This is a genomic window from Nocardia sp. CNY236 (genome assembly GCF_000482385.1).
In the GTDB taxonomy this organism is placed as follows: Bacteria; Actinomycetota; Actinomycetes; order Mycobacteriales; family Mycobacteriaceae; genus Nocardia.
On sequence record NZ_AXVD01000014.1, the window covers coordinates 136,498 to 149,833 of the forward strand.

The 13,336-nt window shown below is 64.8% G+C and carries 11 protein-coding genes; 3 read left to right on the forward strand and 8 right to left on the reverse strand.

The features are described 5' to 3' along the window. The first annotated feature begins 192 nt into the window (after positions 1-192). Positions 193-1,395 carry a cytochrome P450 gene (locus K940_RS0109950; protein WP_028477406.1) on the forward strand — a complete coding sequence of 401 codons (1,203 nt, stop codon included), beginning with the start codon at positions 193-195 and terminating at the stop codon, positions 1,393-1,395. Continuing rightward, positions 1,395-2,186, forward strand: a complete 792-nt coding sequence (locus K940_RS0109955; RefSeq protein ID WP_028477407.1) for an SDR family oxidoreductase — start codon at positions 1,395-1,397, stop codon at positions 2,184-2,186. The genes K940_RS0109950 and K940_RS0109955 overlap by 1 nt, the downstream gene beginning before the upstream one ends. A gap of 21 nt (positions 2,187-2,207) precedes the next feature. Here K940_RS0109955 and K940_RS27730 read toward each other — a convergent pair whose 3' ends face one another. From K940_RS27730 to K940_RS0109985, 6 genes are all read right to left on the reverse strand, one after another. After that, positions 2,208-3,452 (reverse strand): acyltransferase, encoded by a 1,245-nt coding sequence (locus K940_RS27730; protein ID WP_051407057.1) that lies wholly within the window; start codon positions 3,450-3,452, stop codon positions 2,208-2,210. Beyond that, positions 3,449-4,381, reverse strand: a complete 933-nt coding sequence (locus tag K940_RS27735; protein ID WP_051407058.1) for an SGNH/GDSL hydrolase family protein — start codon at positions 4,379-4,381, stop codon at positions 3,449-3,451. The genes K940_RS27730 and K940_RS27735 overlap by 4 nt, the downstream gene beginning before the upstream one ends. Before the next feature lie 677 nt (positions 4,382-5,058). Beyond that, positions 5,059-5,727 (reverse strand): dihydrofolate reductase family protein, encoded by a 669-nt coding sequence (locus K940_RS0109970; RefSeq protein WP_231390306.1) that lies wholly within the window; start codon positions 5,725-5,727, stop codon positions 5,059-5,061. Beyond that, positions 5,724-6,230, reverse strand: a complete 507-nt coding sequence (locus tag K940_RS0109975) for an SRPBCC family protein (RefSeq protein ID WP_028477409.1) — start codon at positions 6,228-6,230, stop codon at positions 5,724-5,726. Before K940_RS0109975 ends, K940_RS0109970 begins: the two co-directional genes overlap by 4 nt. Positions 6,231-6,233: 3 nt before the next feature. Next, positions 6,234-6,575, reverse strand: a complete 342-nt coding sequence (locus K940_RS0109980; protein WP_028477410.1) for a helix-turn-helix transcriptional regulator — start codon at positions 6,573-6,575, stop codon at positions 6,234-6,236. 265 nt (positions 6,576-6,840) lie between these two features. After that, positions 6,841-9,033: an elongation factor G-like protein EF-G2 gene (locus K940_RS0109985; protein ID WP_028477411.1), complete on the reverse strand. Its 2,193-nt coding sequence runs from the start codon at positions 9,031-9,033 to the stop codon at positions 6,841-6,843. A gap of 268 nt (positions 9,034-9,301) precedes the next feature. On the opposite strand from K940_RS0109985, the gene K940_RS0109990 reads away from it, so the two are divergent. Then, positions 9,302-9,742 carry a helix-turn-helix domain-containing protein gene (locus K940_RS0109990; RefSeq protein ID WP_028477412.1) on the forward strand — a complete coding sequence of 147 codons (441 nt, stop codon included), beginning with the start codon at positions 9,302-9,304 and terminating at the stop codon, positions 9,740-9,742. Positions 9,743-10,187: 445 nt separating this feature from the next. On the opposite strand, the gene K940_RS27740 is transcribed toward K940_RS0109990, so the two are convergent. Beyond that, positions 10,188-11,990, reverse strand: coding sequence for a cutinase family protein (locus tag K940_RS27740; protein WP_081706260.1), 1,803 nt, complete (start codon positions 11,988-11,990; stop codon positions 10,188-10,190). A gap of 300 nt (positions 11,991-12,290) precedes the next feature. Continuing rightward, entirely contained in the window at positions 12,291-13,331 is a 1,041-nt protein-coding gene (lipA, locus tag K940_RS0110000; RefSeq protein WP_028477413.1) for a lipoyl synthase, read from the reverse strand. Between the last annotated feature and the right edge of the window lie 5 nt (positions 13,332-13,336).

The window sequence follows — 13,336 nt, forward strand, 5'->3', positions numbered from 1 at the left end:
GGGATCCAGGCAGGCATTTCGTTGTGGACTCGTGCGTTCCGGCGATGGTTTCGACGGCCGTTTCCTGCGGAAACATTGTCAGATTGCGAAGGGGGTGTTACAGTCCAGACACCTGTCCAGGCGTCGGAATCGGGCAGGTGGGCATCGGGGATGCTCCGATGAGAACACGTTATCGAATCCGAGGTGTCGGTGATGACTGTTGCTGCGGGACCTTTGGTGTTCGATCCGTACGACTACACCTTCCACGAGGACCCGTATCCAACCTATCGGCGCCTGCGCGAAGAAGCCCCGGTGTATTACAGCCCGGCGCTGGAATTCTGGGCGCTGTCGCGCCATGCGGATGTAGTCGGAGCGTTCCGTGACAGCAACAGACTGTCGAACGCGAACGGAGTATCCCTGGATCCGGTGGCGTGGGGTCCGCATGCCCACCATGCGATGTCGTTTCTGGCCATGGACGATCCGCAGCATATGCGGTTGCGCCGGCTGGTGTTCAAAGCATTCACGCCCGCGCGGGTGGGGACGATGGAGAACTGGATCCGGGAACTGACGCTGTCGTATCTGGAGCCGTTGCTGGCCGGCGGGGTGTTCGATTGGGTCGAGAACGTCGCGGCCAAACTGCCGATGGATGTGATCTCGGAACTGGTCGGGGTGCCGCAGGCAGACCGTGCGCAGGTGCGCCGATTGGCGGATCTGGTGGTGCATCGCGAGGACGGGGTGCTCGATGTCCCGCCCGCGGCCGTGGAGGCGACCGCCCAACTGTTCGACTACTACACCGAATTGGTGGCCGATCGCAAACGCACGCGACGGGAGGACATGACCTCGGCGCTGCTGGACGCCGACACCGGTGGTGACCGATTGACCGACGCAGAGATCGTCGGTTTCCTGTTCCTGATGGTGGTGGCCGGTAACGAGACCACCGCCAAACTGCTGGGCAATGCGCTGTATTGGAGCGCTAGCAACCCAGGGGAGTATGCGAAAGTGCGCGCCGACCCCGGTCTGGTGCCCGCTTGGGTGGAAGAAACATTGCGATACGACACCTCCACGCAGATTCTTGCGCGCACGGCGACCACCGATCTCGCCTACCACGACGCAACGATTCCGGCCGGGTCGAAGGTACTGCTGCTGGTCGGGTCGGCCAACCGCGATCCACAGGTGTTCGACGACGCAGACAGCTACCGCATCGATCGGTCCGCCACCACGGGCCTGGCGAGCTTCGGTGCGGGCGTGCACTACTGCCTCGGGGCACATCTGGCGCGGATGGAAGCGCGCGTCGCATTGACCGAATTCGTCGCCCGTGTCCACGCCTACGATCTCGTGCCCGAGGGGATTCGCCGGGTGCATTCGACCAACGTGCGTGGCTTCGCGCATCTTCCGGTTGCGGTGGAGACCCGGTGATGGACGGATTCACGCCTCATCAGGACCGGCGCCTCGCACTCGTATCCGGTGGATCATCGGGGATCGGCGCAGCCACAGCCGAGGCGTTGGCCGGCATCGGTCACCCGGTGGCCATCGGAGCGCGTCGAATCGAGCGATGTGCGCCGATAGCAGAGACGATCCGTGCGAAAGGCGGTGAGGTCTTTGCCCATCCCCTCGATGTCACCGAACCGGATTCGATCGAGGAATTCGTCGGCGCCGCGGAACGGGCGCTGGGCCCGGCCGAAATCTTGGTGGCCAGTGCCGGTGAAATCGAGTTCTCCCCGGTGCATGCCATGGATCCGGAACGTTTTCTGCGGCAGGTGCAGCTACATCTCGGTGGCGCCCAGCGCCTCGTGCACCAGGTGCTACCGGGCATGTTGCGCAGGCAACGGGGCGATGTCGTGCTGATCAGCTCGGATAGTGCGCTGGCCCCGCGGCCGTGGATGGGCGCCTATAGCGCGGCCAAAGCGGGGCTGGAGGCCATGGCCCAGGCAATGCGGATGGAACTGGAGGGCACCGGCATTCGCACCTGCGTGGTCCGGCCCGGGCCTACCGCCACCGGGATGGGTACGGATACCGATCCGCAGATCCTCGGCCCGTTGCTGCAGGACTGGACCGCGTGGGGATTCTTCAGGCATATGAACATGGTGCCCGCGAGCGATGTGGCTGCCGCCGTGGTCGCGGTGGTCTCTATGCCCAGGGGTTCGCATCTGGTCCTTGCCGAGGTGCAACCCGAGGCGCCGGTACGGCCGCCCGGTTCCACGGCGTGAGGCAGGGTCGGTCGATGTCGATCAGGTAGTCGGCACCGGGACATCGGGGGCGCGGCGCCGCCCCGAGAAGCGGCGCATGAGCGGGTCATCCACCCAGTGATAGATCACCGCGGCAGCTGCTGTCGCGACGATCAGACTCATCGCCGCGAAGCCGAGCCAGCCCAGCGGGCCGAACTGTCGCCCCCCGATGAACAGGCGTGTGATCAGCACCATCACCGGAAACTGGATCAGGTAGAAGGCGAAGGAGATATTGCCGAGCCAGACCATGCGTGGCGAGGCGTTCAGTCCGCGAATCCCAGCAAGATCCCGGGCTGCGAGTGTGGCCACGACCGCGGTCATCGGCGCCACCATGAGCGCCGACATCTTGTAGTTCACCGGTACCACCCAGGTCAGCCCGAAGCTGACGGTCAGCGCCAGCAGCGGCCACAGCAGGCGGGTCGTGCGCCAGCGTCCCTCGAGCACCAGCCGGGCCGCCAGTACCCCGAGGAAGAATTCGGGCAGCCGCGAGACCGGGAAGGTGTAGCTGAGCCAATAGGACAGGGCCACCGGGATATCGGATTGCGCGAACCAGGCCGGGGAAGCATGCAGCTCGAAGAACGGCGAGACGTCGCCGGGCACCAGTCGAGGCGCGAACGCATTCTCGATTCCTTTCGGCCCTGGCGCCCACAGGTAGTACACGGTGTGCAGCACCAGAATCGCAGCCAGCACAACGGCGATCGCCAGCAGCACTCGATCCCCGCGAATCCGCCGCACCAAGGGTAAGGCGAGTGGAAAACACAGGTAGAAAAGCACTTCCGCGCCGAGTGACCAGGACGGCACATTGAGTCCGCCGACCGTTGTCCACTTCGGGACCCAGGTGTGAACCAGCAAGATGTTCGGCACCCACACCACCAGGCGTGACAATGGCACGCTCGCCACGACGACGAACGCCAGTGCCGCGACCAGATGGGTCGGATAGATCTTCAGTACCCGGCGCCAGTAGAAACGCACCACCGAATTACCGGGCCGGAAAGACCAATAGATGATGAACCCGGACAACACGAAGAAGAACGTGACTCCTGCCGCGCCCAGTTGCATCGGCACAACGTGGTGAATCCAGCGAAACAGCTCGGATTTCTGGAACGGATACACCGGCAGAAACACCAAGGCGTGCAGGAGAAATACCGCGAACGCCGCCCACCAGCGCGCACCGGTCAGTGACGGCAGCGCAGGACGGGCCCGTGCCGGGTCCGGCAAGGTGGCACGGAGATCGACCCCCGTGCTCACCTGCCGAACCGCTCGTACAATCCCTGAGCGACCACCGAATCGCCGTGCGCCGATGGATGGAATGGAATCCCGAACGCGTCCGCCCGCGGGTCGACGAGGCCGTTCAGCCAGGGATCGTCCGTACACAACCCGTGTCCGCGCGTACTCCTTCTGGTGTCGAAGAACTCGATGTCGAGCAGCGCTGCGGCTTCTCGCTGGGCGGCGTCGATGCGATCGAAATACGCGATCAGCCCCTCGCCTCTCGGCTGTACGTAGGCCCCGACGCCGAGCACGGTTACGCAGACGGAATCCTTTTGGGGCGGAAAGAATTCGGGGTAGCCGACCAGTACGATCCGCGCCTGGGGCGCGTAGTAGCGTATGTACTGAACCACCTCGCGGATCCGTTCGGCGTAGTGAGCGCCGGAAACACCGCGGAAGTCGGTGAGGCGGCCTTGTTCGGCTGCTTCGAGTCCGCACCCATCGGTTAGATTGAACACGCAGGGTAGCAGTGAGCCCCACAGGGTCGTGTTGTGAAGGTCGCCCCAGCTGTCGTTGAGTCCGATCTGCACGGCGACCAGTTCGGTGCGTGGCCCGAACGCACCGGCCTTGTCGGCATTGATCGCTTCTCGCACCAATGAGTAGCCGACGGTGGCATTGATCGCCGCGCCCGAGCACGACTCGTCTCGGAAGTCGGCGGTACCGGAGACGCCCATCAATTCGCTCAACTGTGTGGGCCAGGAGGTGGGCCCGTGCAGGCATTCCTCCGCATCCGCCCAGAAGCGGAAACCGTTGGCGGCGAAAGAATCTCCTAGTACGACGAGTTTGCTTCCCTCGGGGTGTACCTGGGTGGGCGTCGCGGTTGCCTGGGGTACTCCGATTGCGGCGGCAACGGTCGCCATTACCGCCACGATCCACGACGAGAAATAGCGAGTGCGTGTGTTGGTCGACATGTTTCTGTCTGTCAGTAGCCGGCGCGCGGTTCGAATCCGGGATCGGTGAGCGTTGGCGCAGGCTCAGGTGGCGTCTCGATCTTTGGTGGCGGCTGTTGTGCCGGCTGTTGCGGTGCGGGGACAGCTGCGGGCGGCGGAGGGTCTTCCGTCAGCGGAGCGGGTTGTTCGGCTCCATCAGGCGCGGGTTGCTCCGCTGGGAGGGGTGCGGGCTCCGGTGCTGGACTCGGCGGCGGGGCTACGCTCGGGGTTGGGGCTTCGGTCTCTACCGCCGGAGCGCTCGACGACACCGGGGTGTTCGTCGTGCTGGGGTCGTTCGGTGATTCGCTTTCGCTACTGCATCCGGCGGTGCCGAGGAGAACCACACCGCAGGCAAACGCGGTGGTGAGCAAGGTCTTCATCAGGTCCTGTTCCAACAGAAAGAAACATGTGTTTTCAGCGGCGACCCTACAGCACACTCGAGGAGTTATCTATGACTCCGGATAGGACTTCGCGAAGCCCTATCCGGATCAGGCACCGAAATGCGGACATCTTTCGACAGTGTTCCGGTCGTGGTCGACGAGCCGACACGGCGTTCGCGGATTGCTACTTCTCGGTTGTGCATAGTTGGCCTCGATGGCTTACCGATTCGAGCGTATGCGCCGTGGGGCTCGGGTTGTCCAGGTGGAATGGTGGCGCGGCTACCGTGTGTGCACGGTGTAGGTCAAGTGAGTTGCCCGCGGCGACGGCTCCGAACGAATCGGCTCCAGGGCGATCCGGGATGCGTCCACGCCGTCGAACAGGCGGGTACCAGCGCCGAAGAGCACTGGTGAAAGCGCGATCGAGAACTCATCGACCAGGCCGGCATTCAGGTACTGCAGGATCGTTTCGCTGCCACCGGCGATACGGACGTCCCGGTGGCCGGCGGCCTCGCGGGCTTGGCTCAGCGCGCTGTGGATTCCGTCATCGACGAAGTAGAAGGTGGTCCCGCCCAGTCGTTTCCAGGGGGCGCGCTGCTGGTGGGTGACGACGAACACCGGGGTGTGGAAGGGTGGTTCCTCTGGCCATGCCTTCTCGCCGAGTTCGAACATGCGTTTGCCCATGATGCTCGCGCCGGTGCGCTCGAACGTCTCTCGCACGATGTCGTTGTCGCGACCTTCTTCGCCGCCTTCGCCGAGGTGGAGGTTCTCCCGGAAGTGCCGCTGTGGGAAGATCCACGCCTGCAGTTGCATCCACTGCGCCACCCAGTGCTCCAGCCTCGGGTCCTGTTTCCGCTGCTCGGGTGTGGCGAGTATGCCTTCCATCGACTCGGGCGCGCTGAAGCCGTCCAGCGACATCGACACGCTGAAGAACACTTTCCCGGCCATCATCGGCCCTCCCTCTCCCGGGCGATCTCGGCGACGTGGGCTGCTAAGTTGCTCAGCGTCTGCTCGCCGCCCTCGATGGCGTGATACTGCTCTGCGGCACGGTCGCGAAGTTGTTTGGTGGGGAAGACCGTGCGCATCACGATCCGGGTTGCGGCGCCGTGCGGCACGAAAGTCAGTGTCGTCTCGAAGGCGTTCGGGTCGTCGCGGGACTCGCCGTGCAGCAACGCGATCCACTCGGGCGGGACGATCTCGGTCCAGGTGATCCACTCGGAGTAGTCGGTCCCGTCCGGCCCGTGCATCACGAAGTCCCAGACTCCGTCTTTGCGGAACTCGAACGACCGCGTCGTGGTGGTGAATCCGTTCGGACCCCACCACTGAGACAGGTGTCGGACGTGGGTGAACGCCTCGAACACCAGCTCCCGTGGAGCGTCGACGACCCGCGAGATCACGATCTCTCGGTCGGTCGTCGCTGGCTCCGTCCCCGTTTTGTACCTTGCCTGTGTCATCGGTCACTCCTCCTGCTGTGTCTGCTCGAGGTTTCGCACGTAGGCGTCCAGCCGATCGAAACTCTCATTCCAAAACTGCTCGAATCCGCCGAGCCACTCGTGGACCGGCCGCAGCCCGCGGGCGTCCAGACGGTAGAGACGCTGCTTGCCCGCCTCGCGGACTCGCACCAGCCCCACCTCCCGGAGCACTCGTAGGTGCTTGGACGCGCGCGGCTGGCTCATACCCAGGTGCTCGGCCAGGTCGGTCACCGGCCGCTCGCCCGCGCGCAGCAGCGCCAAGATGTCTCGACGTTGTGGCTCGGCGATCGCGTTGAACGCATCCGACGTGGTTGCTGCTCGTGCCATGGCAGACATAGTATTCCTATAAAGGAATATGTCAACCATGGTGCCGATCAGAGCACGCTCGTGAGGTGTCTCCAGAGGCAGTACCGGCCGCGGCTTCGCCGCCGACCGCCCGCCGTACGGCGCTGGGATGGGTTGGATCGGCGCTCTCGCTCAGCTGCTGCGATCACAGCCGCGGCCACTGGCAACCGACATGGCTCGAGGTGCAGTTCGACGACGCGCCAGAGGGGACCCCACCATCGGGTGACCCATGGGCCACCCGACTGTTTCAGGAGCCGGTGGGCGCCCCTCGCATCGAGGTGGCGAGTTGATTCGGCATCGGCTCGTGGCGCGCGTACGTGCGAGTGAAATCTCCGGTTCCATGGGACAGCGAGCGCAGGTCGATGGCATAGCGGCTGAGTTCCAACTCGGGAACTTCGGCATGGATCCGGGTTCGACCGAGGCCATGTGGTTCGGTGCCGAGGACGCGCCCGCGTCGGCCGGACAAGTCGCTCAGCACCGGACCGACGTAGTCGTCGGCGATCACCACCCAGACCTCGGCGAGTGGTTCCAACACTTTGGTCCCCGCGGTTGCCGCCGCCGCGCGGAGGGCGAGCGCGCCGGCGGTCTGGAACGCGGCATCGGAAGAGTCGACGGAATGGGCTTTGCCGTCGAACAAGGTGACTCGCACGTCCACGAGCGGATATCCGGCAGTCAGCCCACGCGCTGCCTGCGCGCGAATCCCCTTCTCTACAGACGGAATGAATTGTCGCGGAACCACTCCGCCGACCACCTTGTCCACGAACTCGATCCCGGACCCTTGCGGCAGCGGGTCGACGCCGATCTCGCAGACGGCGAACTGTCCATGGCCGCCGGATTGCTTGACATGTCTGCCGCGTCCAGTCGCCTTCGCCGCGAAGGTTTCTCGCAACGCCACCCTGTGGTCCACCGCATCGACCTGCACACCGAACCGGGTCCGCAGGCGCTCCACGGCGACGTCACGATGCGCTTCACCCAAGCACCACAGAACCAACTGATGGGTTTGCGCATTGTGTTCGAGTCGCAGGGTCGGGTCTTCGGCGGCGAGTCGAGCGAGGCTCTGAGAGAGTTTGTCCTCGTCGGACTTGCTGTGCGCGCGAATAGCGACCGGCAGCAGTGGGTCCGGCATCGGCCATGGGTCGATCCGCAGCGGGTTGTCGGTGGAGGAGACCGTGTCGCCCGTCTCCGCATGACCGAGTTTGGTCACGTAGGCGATATCGCCCGCGATTGCGTGGCCGAGTGGACGCTGCTGCTTGCCGAAGGGGGCGGAGATCGCGCCGATTCGTTCGTCCACTTCGTGACTCGCGTGCCCCCGATCCTCGAGGCCGTGACCGCTGACATGCACGGTCTGGTCAGCGTGCAGCGTGCCGGAGAACACCCGGACCAGTGACACCCGGCCCACGTACGGATCGGACGCCGTGCGAATGACCTCCGCGGCCAACTCGCCGTTCGGATCGCATCGCAGTGGATGCGGTTCGGAATCGTTGCTGGCGAGGACGATGTGTTCGGCGGGCGTGGGGAAGCTGTTGGTGATGAGCTCGAGTAGTTCGACGGTCCCCAAGCCCTGTTTGGCGCCTTCGGGAGCGGGTGCGGCGAACAGTACCGGATGGAAGCTGCCGCGGGCGACGGCCTGCTCGAGGTCGGCGACGAGCGTCGGCAGTTCGACCTCGCCGCCCTCCAAGTAGTGCTCCATCAGGGTCTCGTCCTCGCTCTCGGCGATGATGCCCTCGATCAGCCGATTGCGCGCTTGTTCCAGTGCGGGCATCTGGTCGGGTGTGGGGTCGTTGTGCACCTCTTCGCCCGAGGAATAGTCGCCGATACAGTGCGGCAGCAACTCGACCATTCCGGTGACGAGTCGGTGACCGTCCGGGTTCCTCGGACCGTACACCGGAAGGTGCAGCGGCAAGATGTTGTCGGGCGATGCGCCGCCCAGGACGGCTTGACAGGTCTGGGTCATCACGTCGAACTCGTCGCGCGCGGTGTCCAGGTGGGTGATCACGATCGCGCGCGGCATCCCGACCGCGGCGCACTCTTCCCATAGCGCCCGGGTTGCCCCGGCGATACCGGCAGCTCCTTCGGCCGCCGAGATGACGAACAGTGCCGCATCGGCGGCGCGCAGGCCCGCGCGCAACTCGCCGACGAAGTCGGCATACCCTGGCGTGTCCAGAAGGTTGATCTTCGTTCCCGCCCACTCCACCGGGACCACCGACAGCTGCACCGAGCGGTGCTGGCGTTGCTCGATCTCATCGAAGTCCGACAACGAGGTGCCGTCTTCGACGCGCCCGGCGCGGTTCACCGCCCGTGCGGTGAGCGCCATGGCATCGACCAGCGTGGTCTTGCCCGATCCGCTGTGGCCGACCAGAACGACGTTGCGGATCTGCTCGGGACTGTCCGCTGCTAACGTGCCGCTGCCCGCGGCTGCTCCATTGGCCTTGTCCACCATGTGTCTCGCTTCCTTGCCGACACCTGCGGTATGTCCACCTTCCCACTGGGCGTCACCTCGCGTCCACGAATCGGTGAATCGGAGCAGCACGCTGGAGTCGGCGACCGCGCGGGGCGCATCGGCGCAGGTGTGGCGGTATAGCCGCCCGCGAACGGCTCAGGGGCGGCGAATGGGAACCGGCTATCCAGTGCGAGGCGCGCGTTTGGGCGCGGTGCGCAAGCGTGCATTGTCGGCGCGCAGACCACCCCTTGGTAGGAAGGAGCGGTGCGTGCCGACTCAGACAGCGGCCCAGAAGCGGGCACACGCGCAGGCTGACTACAACGCGTTCTTGGCGGGCTGCCCCAGCCGTCAACTGCTCGACCGGATCTCCGACAAGTGGGTCGCGCTGATCCTGGCCGCGCTCGGCAGCGACGGTCCCCATCCCGGCGGCGACCGTGTCGGCGAGCCGCGGTCGATGCGGTACTCCGAACTATCGCGTCGGCTCGCCGGGGTCAGCCAGAAGATGCTCACACAGACACTGCGCTCCCTCGAACGCGACGGCCTGCTCACCCGGACCGTAACCCCGACCGTGCCGACGACGGTCACCTACGCATTGACCGACCTCGGTCTCTCGCTCCACCACCTGATGCGCGGTATCAAAGACTGGGCCGAGGCACATATGAACGAAGTACTCGCCAATCGCGACAGCTACGACACCCGCATCAGCTGAACACGCCATCTCGGCAAGCGCGGTATACCGACCTTCGACCCGAGGGATCGATGCCATCGACCTCACGGTAGGGCCGGATCACCCCGACCGGAAACTAGCCCAGGCCAAGCCGCGCAAGATTGCGATTGGCCGCAGCAATGGGCACAAGGGGATTCGTGCATGAGTCCGTCGCCTCGATTCGAGGCGACGATATGTATCGACCCCAATGAAACGAGGTGGTGCGGAATCGTCACGGCCGAAGTCGAGGTGAGGCCAGGCGGTACGCCATGGTAAGTGGCGTTTTGGTCGGCCGGCGCGTTGGGTCGAGGATGAGTTGTCCAGTGGGGTGAATACTCCCCGGAGGCGCGCCGGTCGGGTGTGGTTTTCGCGACCGCTCTTGCAGGTCCGGTGCTACACCGCTGTCGCCTCCCTGGCTCCAGAGCAGCCCAACGATCGAACCACCTGGTCAGCTACTCGACGTCGGTGCACTCGTGCCGGTAGTGGGTTCTGTGGCACCGGGCTCTGCGGGTTCGGTCGTGGTCGGTACTGCGGTGGTGGGCGTTGCGGTTTCTGTGGGTTCCGTCGTAGTAGGTGCTGCAGAGCTGGTCGTGGTGGGTGTTGCGGACTCTGCTGTGCTGGGTGTCGTGGACTCCGCTGTGGTGGGTGTCGTGGACTCCGCTGTGCTGGGTGTTGCGGACTCGGTCGTGGTGGGTGTCGCGGATTTCGCGGTGGTGGTGTCCGTAGGTGCGGCGACCGAAGACGGCACCGAAGTCTTCGATGTCCGGGTCGTCGAGGAGTCGCTGACCTCGGTGGGAGCGGTGGTCTTCGAGGACGGGACCACACTGCTGGTCGGTGTGCTCGTCGGCGTCGTCGTGGAAGCCGCCACGGCCTGGTAAACGGCAACGAGGTCCGCCTTTTCGGGCTGGGCGGATGTGTCGACCGGCTCACCCGCCTGTGCCTGCTTCGCCAGGTGAGTGAGCCAAGCGGCCGCGTATTCGGCGGAGGTCAGCGGCTTGCCTTCGTCCGGGTCCGCATCACGCCAGTAATTGAAGTGGTTGCCGGACCCGTCCGGCCCGAGGGTGAGTTGGTAGGGGTCGCTCATGATCACCGGGATCGTGTTCTGGTTCGTAACGATGAGACCGATGACCTCGTTCAACACCTTCTGCGGCAGATAGGCGAGCGGCGACATGTCGTCGGTGGCGATCGACTCCGACTTCACCGGTGTGTTCGGTGTTTCTCCGGGCGTGTATGTCGGATCGGACACTCTGAGCAGCACCTCGAGAAAGGTCTCGTCGCTCTGCATCCAGTTCGGCTGCGACCGAATGTCCGAGAACGCCGACACCGCGATCCGACCCAGGACGACGGCGACGTCTTGTCCTGTTGCCGGGGTGAGTCCTTCGCTTTCGAGCGCGTCGACGTTCAACTGCCTGCCCACATTGACCACCAATTGCAGCAAGGAGATGTTTTCCGGCGCCGCGCACGTGAGATCGCCGTCGGAACAGAACGAAGCGATCTTGCCGTTCAGTGCACCGAAGTCACCACTGGTGTCCGGCAGTGCGCCCTGACCCGGTACCGGATTCGCGCCGTCCTGATACGCCTGGTCGAAGCCGTCTGGATTGCTGAACGGGTCTTGCGCGCCGGGGAACGGCCCTTCTCCCGCGGAACGACCCGCGTCGGCGAGGATGACGACACCGACCACATCGGCGGGGTCGACGATCCCGTATCCACCGCTGTCGTCGGACTCCTGATGTCCGATATTTTGCGCGACACGGCGGACGACATCAGCGCCTTCGCTGTATCCGACGATCGAGAACCTGGTGTCCGGGCATGCCACAGAGATTTCACGCATCACCTGCTCGGCATTGGCCACACCGGTGGTAACGGCGTCTTCGTAGGTGGCCATGTTCGCCGGGTACGCGATGTAGACAGCCGCGTACGCGTCGGGATCGACAGCAGCGGCAGGCGCGTCGACCACTGGGTCGACCCACTCGCTGTGATGGTCATCCGACAGCGCGGCGGGCAGGGCCTCGCCATTGGCTCCGACGAGCAGCTTCGTGGTTTCCGCGGCGGGTGTGTCGCCTCGGCCTGCCACCGAGATGGTGACCATATCGCGGCATTCCGTCACCGACGTTGTGAGCTGTGTCTCATCGGTGCGTGGCGCGGTGGTCACGGCCAGCGAGCCGGCGACGATCGCCGCCACTCCCAGTATGGCCGGCGCGACAAGTGCCGAAGCGAGGCGATGGCGCGCAAAGTACTCGCGAAGTGTCATGTCCCGATTTCCGTTTCTCGCCGACGAGTGGTGGACGGCCCCGGTGAATCGGGGATCGTCAAAGACGTCGTGGATGGAAGGCCAGTCGTTACTTTCGGGCAGACGAGGTGTTTCTGTCACACCGATCGGTGATCGTGATTGCTCCGCTCGTCCTGTTGCTTTTGGCCAGCGGGCACTCGCATATGTAGGTGACACCCACCACAGGGGTACGGCCTGTGTCAACTCATGTATTAGCCGACGCCGCACAGCATTCGCCGCGTTCCGACGTTGCCGCGAAAGTGTAGGGGTGGAGGATTCGGCTCAGGAACCGAAGCGAGCCAGGACGGAACTCGCCTCTTGCGAGGCGGTGCCTTCCTCGCCGAGATGGGCCATCTCGGAAGGTATTTCCCGACCATGGTGCGCCATGGCCTGGGCGTAGAGGCGCCCGGCCCGATACGAGGAACGAACCAGCGGACCCGCCATGACGCCTGCGAAGCCGATGTCCTCCGCCATGCTGGAGTGTTCGACGAACTCCTCCGGTTTCACCCAGCGATCGACGGGGTGATGACGCGGCGAGGGGCGAAGATACTGCGTGATGGTGAGGATGTCGCACCCGGCCTCGTGCAGGTCACGCATGGCCCGAGTGACTTCCTCAGGAGTTTCGCCCATGCCTAGGATGAGGTTGGATTTGGTGACCAAGCCCGCGTCGCGGGCAGCGGTGAGCACCGCCAGGGAGCGCTCGTAGCGGAATGCGGGGCGGATGCGTTTGAACACCCGCGGCACCGTCTCGAGATTGTGCGCCAGCACTTCCGGGCGGGAGGCGAAGACCTCGGCGAGCTGATCGGGGTCGGCGTTGAAGTCCGGGATGAGCAGTTCGACGCCGGTGTTCGGATTGGAACGCTTGATAGCGCGGACCGTTTCGGCGTACAGCCAGGCGCCGCCGTCGGCGAGATCGTCGCGGGCGACACCTGTAATGGTGGAGTAGCGCAAGCCCATGGCCTGCACGCTTTCTGCGACTCGGCGCGGCTCGTCGCGGTCGAGCGCGGCGGGCTTGCCGGTGTCGATCTGGCAGAAATCGCAACGGCGCGTGCACTGCTCGCCGCCGATCAGGAAGGTGGCCTCACGGTCTTCCCAACATTCGAAAATGTTGGGGCAGCCTGCCTCCTCGCAGACGGTGTGCAAGCCTTCGCGTTTCACCAACCCCTTCAGCTCGGAGTATTCGGGCCCCATTGTGGCGCGGGTGCGGATCCACCTCGGCTTGCGCTCGATCGGAGTTTGCGCATTGCGCGCTTCGATGCGGAGGAGTTTGCGGCCGTGGGGTACTGGCGCGTTGTGGGGCGTCGGGGTGTCGACTGAGGTCACGTGCT

What these genes read in the sequence shown, in the direction of transcription:
- K940_RS0109950 (WP_028477406.1), top strand. Translation starts at nt 193, where the DNA reads ATGACTGTTGCTGCGGGACCTTTGGTGTTCGATCCGTACGACTACACC.
- K940_RS0109955 (WP_028477407.1), top strand. Translation starts at nt 1,395, where the DNA reads ATGGACGGATTCACGCCTCATCAGGACCGGCGCCTCGCACTCGTATCC.
- K940_RS27735 (WP_051407058.1), bottom strand. Translation starts at nt 4,381, where the DNA reads ATGTCGACCAACACACGCACTCGCTATTTCTCGTCGTGGATCGTGGCG.
- K940_RS0109970 (WP_231390306.1), bottom strand. Translation starts at nt 5,727, where the DNA reads ATGATGGCCGGGAAAGTGTTCTTCAGCGTGTCGATGTCGCTGGACGGC.
- K940_RS0109975 (WP_028477409.1), bottom strand. Translation starts at nt 6,230, where the DNA reads ATGACACAGGCAAGGTACAAAACGGGGACGGAGCCAGCGACGACCGAC.
- K940_RS0109980 (WP_028477410.1), bottom strand. Translation starts at nt 6,575, where the DNA reads ATGGCACGAGCAGCAACCACGTCGGATGCGTTCAACGCGATCGCCGAG.
- K940_RS0109985 (WP_028477411.1), bottom strand. Translation starts at nt 9,033, where the DNA reads ATGGTGGACAAGGCCAATGGAGCAGCCGCGGGCAGCGGCACGTTAGCA.
- K940_RS27740 (WP_081706260.1), bottom strand. Translation starts at nt 11,990, where the DNA reads ATGACACTTCGCGAGTACTTTGCGCGCCATCGCCTCGCTTCGGCACTT.